We start from the raw sequence: 8,180 nt of genomic DNA on the forward strand, positions 1-8,180 counted from the left end.
GTACACTTTTTATTCTAGGCCCAATAAGCGGCTCATACTAACATGGAGATAATCGTTGGTATAGCCGCTTATTTATTTCAGAATGTCATCAAACATTGATTATCCATATAGATCCTATGTCAAGTATATTAATATTAATTATCAGGAGATAAGTCAAACACTGTATTTTTTAACCTAAGGGACTTGTTCTGGTCACATTTGTGATCAAGATTTAACAACTATGTTACTCCAGATTAACCAAAAACCATCTAAAGTCCCCACTAGCAAGCACCTTATCAGGTTACGCTAACCAATTTGTAAAAAATCGGATCGAATTTTTAATCTACCTAGTAATGTTTTTAATATTGTTGTATTTGAAATTATTTCCATAATAAAACTCCTAAAGTTAAGTGACTTCCGCATGAACTTTAGGAGTAGTCCCTAGAATGGGATTACTTAAAGCGGGGGTTCTCTAAGCAAAGGGAAAAGTAAAAATCGATTGTAAATCGTAATAATTGCTTTTTGTAGTCTGCTACATTGCCTATGCTTTGTCAAGGATATTTTATATTGACATAGCAAACGCAATATCGTATGCTAAATCGTAGCGATTACTATTTAGAACGGAAGGAAATGATTTTATGGCTACACCTGCACGCCGTCAGTCCAAATCTCGAAAGAGGAAACGAAGAGCTACACAAAAGTTAATGTTGCCGGCTATTCATTGGGATAACCAACTTCAAGAATATGTACTTTCACATCATGTCTCATTATCGGGTTATTATCACGGAAAACAGGTAATTCATAAATCGCTCAAGTGATGATGAAGAGCAATAGGAGTCTTAGCATGGAATTCTCGGATCAGCTAATAAAACAATGTTTCCAGTGTGCTTTTAATTATTATGATTGTCCAAAAGCTAATCTTAAGTTTAGTAATTCTAATAATTACTTGACGGTTCAATCACCCTTAAGTAATAGTACCTGGCTAATAGTCGCTATTCTAGGAATGATTAAGGCAGAATACGATTTGCTCTTTTTAGACCATCAAGGACAAATTATAGATTTTTCAATGGCGCGACAAGTAAAATTTGTGATTTCATCAGTTGATGAAGATGCTATGGATAGTCTGCTAGGTGCTTGTTCTTTTTAAACCCAATAAGGAAGGTGCAAAAATGTGGAAAACAATTATTTTAGCTAATGCGGACACAAAGGAAAAACTGTATTTGACAAGTAAGAATCCTAAGAATACACCTCATAAGATCAAATTAAAAAAATACTCGCCAAAGTTAAAACACAGAGTTTGGTTCACTGAGATTAATTAGGGCACAAGGGGGAAAATTCTAATGGCTAAGAAGTCAAAAATAGCTAGATATGAGCGTCAGAAGAAGTTAGTTGCGAAGTATGCTGGTGAACGGAAAAATTTAAAAGCACAGGGAGATTACGTGGCACTGGCTAAGTTGCCCAAGGATTCTAATCCAATCCGATTACGAAATCGAGATGTTTTAGATGGGCGGCCTCGTGGGTATATGCGTAAGTTTGGAATGTCCCGATTAAATTTCCGCAAATATGCCTTACTGGGACAAATTTCTGGGATACACAAGGCCAGTTGGTAATTATAAAATTTTGTAGTGAGGATAACTATCATGGAAAAGGAAGACCATTCGAGTGCTTGCAGACATCTAAAAAGTCCCAATATAAAGACAAGAAAACGTGCGTTGAAAACGATTAAAGTGATTAAAAAACAGAGACGGCTGTTTACCCGGGCAGACTAATTAGAGCCTCTGCCGTACTTTACAAAGAGACTGTTAATCACTATGCTTAAATCACATTAAATGATTAAGGATTTGAGCACATTGATTAATAACAAAATACCATTCTGGAAGCAGCCATTGTTTATATTACGTGTCATCATTATTGTTGGTCTCGTATATATCGTGGGACATCTAACTATTCAATATTTCTGTGAGCCTAAAGTCGCTGCACAAACAATTAATTTGCGTGACATGCCGACACCAAAGGGTCACATTATCGAAAAGCTCGCTTACGGAACCAGATTAAAGGTAGAAAAAAAGAACGTTCATACTAAATGGTGGCGTGTTAAAGTTGGCCATCATCAAGGCTGGGTTGCAAGCTGGTTGATTCATCAAACTAAGTATCGAGCTATCAATTCATTGGCAGAAGCAACAATCGTTCTTGATCCAGGGCATGGTGGGATTGATTCCGGTACCATTGGGTTGCATGGCGCCATGGAAAAAACATACACCTTGCCAACCGCCTTGGCAGTAGCCCAGTTATTAAGGTCAAAATATTCACGGGTTATACTAACTCGTCAATCAGATCAATCGGTATCATTGTCTAAACGGCCTAAAATAGCTAATATGGATAAGGCAACGTTGTTTATTAGTTTTCATTTTAATTCTGCGGGAAAGAAAAATGCTGCCCAAGGGTTTGAAGTGTTTCAATACCATCAGAATGCTCGTAAGCTTGCTCAGAAACTTAACAATAATTTTGTTAATCTTCCGTTAGTTAATCGTGGAATAGCTTTTGGCGATTTTGAAGTGTTACGCGATAATCAAAGACCGGCAGTACTAATTGAAATGGGATTTATGGATAGCACACATGATTTTAAACACATAAAATCTAAAATATATCAAAGATTAGTTGCCCGTGATGTAGTAAGAGGAATTACACAGTACGTGCATTAGGTAAAATGGTATTTCAACCATTAAATATATTATTGTTTGAGGAGTAAATAATTTTGAAAAAAACATTAAAGCTTTTAACATTGATTATTACTTTTATTGGGACCGCGACGTTTATAGCTGGGTGCTCACAATCTACTTCATCCACTAAAAATAATAAAATAACAGTAACAGCAACAACTGATTTTTATGGGGAAGTCGCTAAGGCAGTTGTCGGCAACAAGGGACATGTAACGTCTGTGATTAATAATCCTAGTGTTGATCCACATGATTATGAGCCAACCTCCAAAATAGCTAAAGAAGTGGCTAACTCCAATGTATTGGTTGCAAACGGAGTGGGTTATGATGGCTGGATGAGCAAGTTGGCTAAAAATGCCCCTAAGGCTACATATATTAAAGTTGGTGAAGATCTTTTAGATAAAAAGGATGGAGATAATCCGCATTTGTGGTATAACCCAAAAACAATGCCTAAACTAGCTAACGACTTGGCTAAACATTTCAGTAAATTACAACCTAAAAACGAAGCTTACTTTAAAGCCAATGCCAAGCAATATATTAAGTCTTTAGCTTCGATTAATCAACAAATTAAACGAATCAATGCAGTCGCTAAGAAGACTACCAATAAAGAGGTTTACGTTAGTGAACCGGTATTTGATTACGCTTTACAGGCCGCCGGTTTTAAAGTAGCAGATCATAGTTTTGAGGAAGACAATGAAAATGGTGTTGATCCATCTCCAAAGACTATTAAAACAATGCAAACAAATATTAAGAATCACAAAATTGCGTTCTTTGTTTTTAACAAACAAGTGGATTCAAAAACTGTTAACAATTTAGTAAGTTTAGCAAGAAAAAATAATGTTCCAGTTCTGGCTGTTACTGAAACTTTACCGTCCGGAAAAACTTATAAAACTTGGATGCTTAGTCAGTATCAGCAACTTTATAAGATAATTAGTACTACAGAAAAGTAATTTTTATGGGGTTTATGATATTTTGGTGTTGATGGATAAAATCCATCAACACTATTTTTATGCACAACAAAAGGGCCTATCGTCCTGTGCTACAATCAAGTCGCCCCAACCCATTGAATGCTAGTGCCCAATTAAAAATTCACTCAAATTTTTGTGGATCGCTGCAAAAATGACATCATTTTACGTTTATTTTGATTGCTGAACCTAGTCCATAGACAATCAACCCAATCAACAGGATTTCTGTTGCAATGCCATTCCAGTTGGTCATCAAAGTTCTGCTTTCGACCGTAGGAATTTTCTGACTAGTCACAACAAAAAAGGTTTTAACTGATGATTGATTGCCCATAACAAGTAAAGAACCTATTATCATTAAAACAAACTGATGGGCGATACTTCCCATACTTTGAATAGTGTACTTAACCCAGATACGTTTATCCTTTGGTAACTCATCTTGATGCCTATATATTTCAGTCAACCAGCCATTAAAAACACTCTTAAAAGTGCTTAATATTAAAACACTACTTGTAAAAAATGGCGTGATTAATACTAATATCAGTCCAACTGTCATTCCAATTAAAGAAATTTTTTTGCTTCTTTTTCCAACTAAACCACCTATTATAGGTGCTATCACTATACCTAAAACGTATGGCAAGTAAAATCTTGGTAGCGTCAAGAATCTTGTGTAAATGAAATGCCTTCGTACATATAATATGTATCTAACTTAAATAAATGATGCTTCCAAGGTGTCCTGGAGTCCTTTGAACCCTCGGTGGATCCGCTTCAGAGACTTCTCGTTATAAACATTAAACTGAGAAACCAGGAAGCGATCCAGTGAATCTTCCGTTGGAAATTGTTCTTTGTGGTGGGTGGTGCGCTTGAGATGCTTATTAAAGTTCTCAATCAGGTTAGTGGAGTATAGTGATTGCCGGATAGCTGGTGGAAAGTCCATGAAAGTGAGTAAATTCGGCATTTTAAGCAGATCTTTGATTAATTTGGGATAGGTCTGATGCCAGTTGTTGGCGAACTCATTCAGTTTCAGTTCGGCTGCTTCACGGTTGGCGGCCCGATGAACTTGTTTAAAGTCACTGATCACGGCCTTGCGGTCTTTTACGCGAACTTTGTTCATCAGATTCCGCCCAACATGAACCAGGCAACGTTGTCGTTTGGCTTTAGGGAAATGCCGATTCAAGCCTTCATCCAAACCAACTAACCCATCGGCCACAAACAACAGCACATCTTTAACGCCCTGCTTGATCAAGGTTCCCAGCAGTTCAGTCCAGATTCCAGTCGATTCCGTTGGCGCCACTTGGTAGTTCAGCACTTCTTTCGTACCATCTGGACGAATGCCAATCGCAATATGAACAGCTTCTTTTTGAACGGTATCCCGCTTTAACGGCAAGTAAGTGGCATCTAAGAAGATGGCCGCATATTGTGAAGCCAGTCGACGTTGCTGGAAAGCTTGAACCTGTTCATTGACGGCTTTAGTCATGTTGGAAACCGTGGCTTTGGAGTAGTGAGCACCGTACATTTTCTCAATGAGTTCGGCAATTTCAGCAGTGGTAATGCCCTTGGTATACAACTGAATGACCGTTGTTTCTAAATTATCACTGTGCCGACTGTAGGCTGGCAAGGTATGATTTTCAAACCGGCCATTGCGATCTCGAGGAATGGTTAAGTTAAGCTGGCCGTACTTCGTATCAAACGAGCGCTCATAACTGCCGTTGCGGTTATTACCAGTGTTAATCCCAGCGTATGAGTAGCGTTCGTAACCCAAAAACTCTGCCAATGCGGTTTGAAGCAGCTGGTTAATCGCAATTTCGAGGTGGTGACGAAAAACTTCGTCCAAATCTTGCTTTTGGGCTAGTGCAGCGATAATTTCTGTGGTAAGTTCATTCATGGGGAATGCCTCCTGTGATGTTTTCTGTGATTACTAAATATCATAAGGGAAGGCATTCCCTATTTCTATACAATTCAGAAATCTTTTATGCATTTACACAAGATATTTTACGCTCTCTATTAATGATCTTAGATTTTAATTAACGGTTTTTCTAACTACCATAATTGTAAAAGCGCTGGGTTCCAGGCGGTTTATTAAACAATCGAGTAATTCTGAAAAGCGTCTTAAACGTTTTGAATATTAAGCGCAGTTTAACCTTCATGCTAAAATTTTATACTATTGATTATTATTAATTGAACCCAAAAGGCCACTAGGGTATACCCTATTGGTCTTTTTTATTTCTGTGCTATACTAGGAATTACAAGTGTTCATTAGAACTGTCCAAAAGGAGAACTGGAAATGGCTAAAATCGGTTATGCGCGTGTGAGTTCCAAGGAGCAACATTTAGATCGACAGTTAGCGGCTTTAAAAGACGTTGATAAATTATTTGCGGATAAATTGAGGTCCTGAATATGATCAAACCATCCGTTTTTACGAGTCAGTGGGATTTGAGCGATTGGAAGTTTTCCCGACATTATGGGATGCTTGGAATCCTTGTTTGGTGTTGGTTAAGAAGCTTTAATAAGCGGCCAAATCGCCCGGAACAAAGTCCATAAAAATCGCCATGCCTGACAGAACAGATCGGCTCGTGTAAGCTTGATATGCGTAAGCGCATTCAAAACGAGGGATTAGTATGGGTCCATTCTTTCATGGGTCACGATGATCTCAGAATTATCCACATCCATTCTGTTGTACAACGTCAAGACTCGGACAATGACAGTAGCCATTTATACCGAAGTTATTCGTGGAAATTACGGCGTTGCAGCTGCACTATCAACGATTTTGACCGCGTTGACAGTGATTTCCTTGCTAATCTTCATGAAAGTTTCTAAGAATGGGGATATTGCGATGTAACCACAAAACTTCGTCGGAAATAGGACAAAAGGGAGTTGACCGTGACTGGTTGACTCTCTTTTTGCTGTGGAAGCGACTTTTGTTGGCAAAACTGGCTGAATATTCACATGAACGAAAAAAGATATATGTGGTGAACCTATTTACATCTAGTCTTAGAAACCATATAATATGGTTATTAAAGCCGCAAGGAGGCAGAACATGACCAAAAAAATTGCAATTGTCGTTGATTCGGGTTCTGATGTCCCTCAAAGTGTTCTTGATGAAAATAAAAATATTGCAGTCGTACCGCTGAATATTACTATGAATGGGCATAATTACCTTGATGCAGTTGATATCACACCGGATGAATTTTATTCGGCGTTAGCAACGGCGGAAACCTTGCCGAAGACGTCCAGTCCGTCACCACAAGCTGCCAAAGAAGCGATGGATGCGCTGTTCGCGGCTGGTTATCAGCAGATCTTCGGTATCACAATTTCGAGCGCGTTGTCTGTGACGAACAACGTCTTTCAATTGGCCGCGCAAGATTTTCCCGCTGACACCGTAACCATTCTTGACACAAAAAGCATCGGCATTGGCAGTGGCATCCAAGCAGCCTATGCCGCATCATTGATCAATGCAGGGGAATCTTTTCAGGACGTGATTGCAAAAGTTCGTGCCTCAATCGTCAAAAGTCGGATTTATTTCTACGTGCCAACCTTGAAGTACCTCAGTGCCGGCGGTCGAATCGGCCGAGTGGCAGGCCTTGTCGGTTCGGTTTTGCACATTAAACCGGTGATCTCATGTGATCCAGAAGGCGTCTACTACCCTCTTTTTAAGGCGCGATCTGAAGAAAAAGCGATTCAAAAGTTGGTTGAACAAGTCAAACAGGATTGTTTAAAAAGCACCCACTATCGTTTAGGAGTAGCCCACGGGCAAAACCCATCTTTAGTTAAAAAGTTGGCAGAGAAACTTCGTGAAGCGACTGGTCGGCCAGTTGATTTTATTGGTGAGGTCTCACCGTCATTGGGCGTGCATACAGGGCCAGGGCTGATTGGGGCTACAGTTCAGTCGTATTAAGGTGTTACAAAAATAAGTCACGCCTCTCAAGCTTTACCTAAAACGAAAAGCAGATCAAAATTGCCCTTTTCTCAACAAATTGAGAAAAGGGCAATTTTGATTTGATAAAACAGTCATTCCAACCACTTATTCTTCTTAGCCATCTGCACGGCCTCAATTCGATTATGAACACCGAGCTTACTGAAAATAGCGGACAAATAGTTACGAACGGTTCCTTCTGAGAGAAATAGCGAGGCAGCAATTTGTTTTGACGATAAGCCGCTGGCGACTGCCGCCAAAACAGCGAGTTCGCGGTCGGTGAGGGGATTGCTTTCAGCTGTCACCATATTCGTGACTAATTCCGGGGCGTAAACCGTTTGGCCCGTCATCACTTTTCGAATAACGTCAATCAAATCATCACTGGGGCTATCTTTGAGCAAATAACCATTTACTTGGGCAGCAATGGCGCGTTCAAAGTAAGCCTTCTGTGCGAAGGTCGTTAAAATAATGACTTTTGTTGGTAACTCACTGTCATGAATCTTATCGGCAACATCCAATCCGGTTAACTTGGGCATCTCGATATCCAGAACGGCAACGTCCGGTTTGAGCTGTTCGGACAAAAAAAATCAGCTTCCTTTAAAATGGTGT

The 8,180-nt window shown here is 39.3% G+C and carries 10 protein-coding genes and 5 pseudogenes; 12 read left to right on the top strand and 3 right to left on the bottom strand.

Going from position 1 to position 8,180, the window contains the following annotated elements:
* Nucleotides 1–178 precede the first annotated feature (178 nt).
* The 8 genes and pseudogenes from FD44_RS10915 to FD44_RS09085 all read left to right on the top strand — a co-directional run.
* Nucleotides 179–300, top strand: a pseudogene (locus FD44_RS10915) (IS30 family transposase); the annotation flags it as partial.
* Between the two features lie 317 nt (nt 301–617).
* Nucleotides 618–797 (top strand): 50S ribosomal protein L32, encoded by a 180-nt coding sequence (gene rpmF / locus FD44_RS10405; RefSeq protein WP_046870603.1) that lies wholly within the window; start codon nt 618–620, stop codon nt 795–797.
* 26 nt (nt 798–823) lie between these two features.
* On the top strand, nt 824–1,126 hold the full coding sequence (locus FD44_RS09065) for a hypothetical protein (RefSeq protein WP_024624166.1): 303 nt from the start codon (nt 824–826) through the stop codon (nt 1,124–1,126).
* Between the two features lie 22 nt (nt 1,127–1,148).
* On the top strand, nt 1,149–1,298 hold the full coding sequence (rpmG, locus tag FD44_RS09070; protein WP_046870602.1) for a 50S ribosomal protein L33: 150 nt from the start codon (nt 1,149–1,151) through the stop codon (nt 1,296–1,298).
* 21 nt (nt 1,299–1,319) lie between these two features.
* On the top strand, nt 1,320–1,589 hold the full coding sequence (gene rpsN / locus FD44_RS09075) for a 30S ribosomal protein S14 (protein WP_024624168.1): 270 nt from the start codon (nt 1,320–1,322) through the stop codon (nt 1,587–1,589).
* Between the two features lie 30 nt (nt 1,590–1,619).
* Complete coding sequence (locus FD44_RS10585; RefSeq protein ID WP_096587937.1) at nt 1,620–1,748, top strand: putative metal homeostasis protein; 129 nt, start codon at nt 1,620–1,622, stop codon at nt 1,746–1,748.
* Nucleotides 1,749–1,865: 117 nt separating this feature from the next.
* A complete protein-coding gene (locus tag FD44_RS09080) occupies nt 1,866–2,681 on the top strand; it encodes an N-acetylmuramoyl-L-alanine amidase (protein ID WP_235809391.1) in 816 nt (271 codons plus the stop codon).
* A gap of 53 nt (nt 2,682–2,734) precedes the next feature.
* Nucleotides 2,735–3,646 carry a metal ABC transporter solute-binding protein, Zn/Mn family gene (locus tag FD44_RS09085; RefSeq protein WP_056973891.1) on the top strand — a complete coding sequence of 304 codons (912 nt, stop codon included), beginning with the start codon at nt 2,735–2,737 and terminating at the stop codon, nt 3,644–3,646.
* A 175-nt stretch (nt 3,647–3,821) separates the two neighbouring features.
* Here the strand turns inward: FD44_RS09085 and FD44_RS09090 are convergent, their stop codons facing one another.
* Both FD44_RS09090 and FD44_RS09095 read right to left on the bottom strand, forming a co-directional pair.
* Nucleotides 3,822–4,298, bottom strand: coding sequence for a hypothetical protein (locus FD44_RS09090; protein WP_153188477.1), 477 nt, complete (start codon nt 4,296–4,298; stop codon nt 3,822–3,824).
* A 69-nt stretch (nt 4,299–4,367) separates the two neighbouring features.
* Nucleotides 4,368–5,543, bottom strand: a complete 1,176-nt coding sequence (locus tag FD44_RS09095; protein WP_056973895.1) for an IS256 family transposase — start codon at nt 5,541–5,543, stop codon at nt 4,368–4,370.
* A 399-nt stretch (nt 5,544–5,942) separates the two neighbouring features.
* Between FD44_RS09095 and FD44_RS10545 the strand changes: the two are divergent.
* From FD44_RS10545 to FD44_RS09110, 4 genes and pseudogenes are all read left to right on the top strand, one after another.
* A pseudogene (locus FD44_RS10545) lies at nt 5,943–6,044 on the top strand (recombinase family protein); the annotation flags it as partial.
* 4 nt (nt 6,045–6,048) lie between these two features.
* Nucleotides 6,049–6,165: pseudogene (locus FD44_RS10410) on the top strand (GNAT family N-acetyltransferase); the annotation flags it as partial.
* 113 nt (nt 6,166–6,278) lie between these two features.
* Nucleotides 6,279–6,497: pseudogene (locus FD44_RS09105) on the top strand (iron ABC transporter permease); the annotation flags it as partial.
* Between the two features lie 198 nt (nt 6,498–6,695).
* Nucleotides 6,696–7,553, top strand: coding sequence for a DegV family protein (locus tag FD44_RS09110; RefSeq protein ID WP_054712244.1), 858 nt, complete (start codon nt 6,696–6,698; stop codon nt 7,551–7,553).
* Between the two features lie 113 nt (nt 7,554–7,666).
* Here the strand turns inward: FD44_RS09110 and FD44_RS09115 are convergent.
* Nucleotides 7,667–8,146, bottom strand: a pseudogene (locus FD44_RS09115) (response regulator transcription factor); the annotation flags it as partial.
* Nucleotides 8,147–8,180: the final 34 nt, after the last annotated feature.

The sequence above is a fragment of the Secundilactobacillus malefermentans DSM 5705 = KCTC 3548 genome (assembly GCF_001436395.1).
Lineage (GTDB): Bacteria > Bacillota > Bacilli > Lactobacillales > Lactobacillaceae > Secundilactobacillus > Secundilactobacillus malefermentans.

Coding starts and splice junctions, on each gene's coding strand:
- rpmF (WP_046870603.1), top strand. CDS start 618: ATGGCTACACCTGCACGCCGTCAGTCCAAATCTCGAAAGAGGAAACGA.
- FD44_RS09065 (WP_024624166.1), top strand. CDS start 824: ATGGAATTCTCGGATCAGCTAATAAAACAATGTTTCCAGTGTGCTTTT.
- rpmG (WP_046870602.1), top strand. CDS start 1,149: ATGTGGAAAACAATTATTTTAGCTAATGCGGACACAAAGGAAAAACTG.
- rpsN (WP_024624168.1), top strand. CDS start 1,320: ATGGCTAAGAAGTCAAAAATAGCTAGATATGAGCGTCAGAAGAAGTTA.
- FD44_RS10585 (WP_096587937.1), top strand. CDS start 1,620: ATGGAAAAGGAAGACCATTCGAGTGCTTGCAGACATCTAAAAAGTCCC.
- FD44_RS09095 (WP_056973895.1), bottom strand. CDS start 5,543: ATGAATGAACTTACCACAGAAATTATCGCTGCACTAGCCCAAAAGCAA.
- FD44_RS09110 (WP_054712244.1), top strand. CDS start 6,696: ATGACCAAAAAAATTGCAATTGTCGTTGATTCGGGTTCTGATGTCCCT.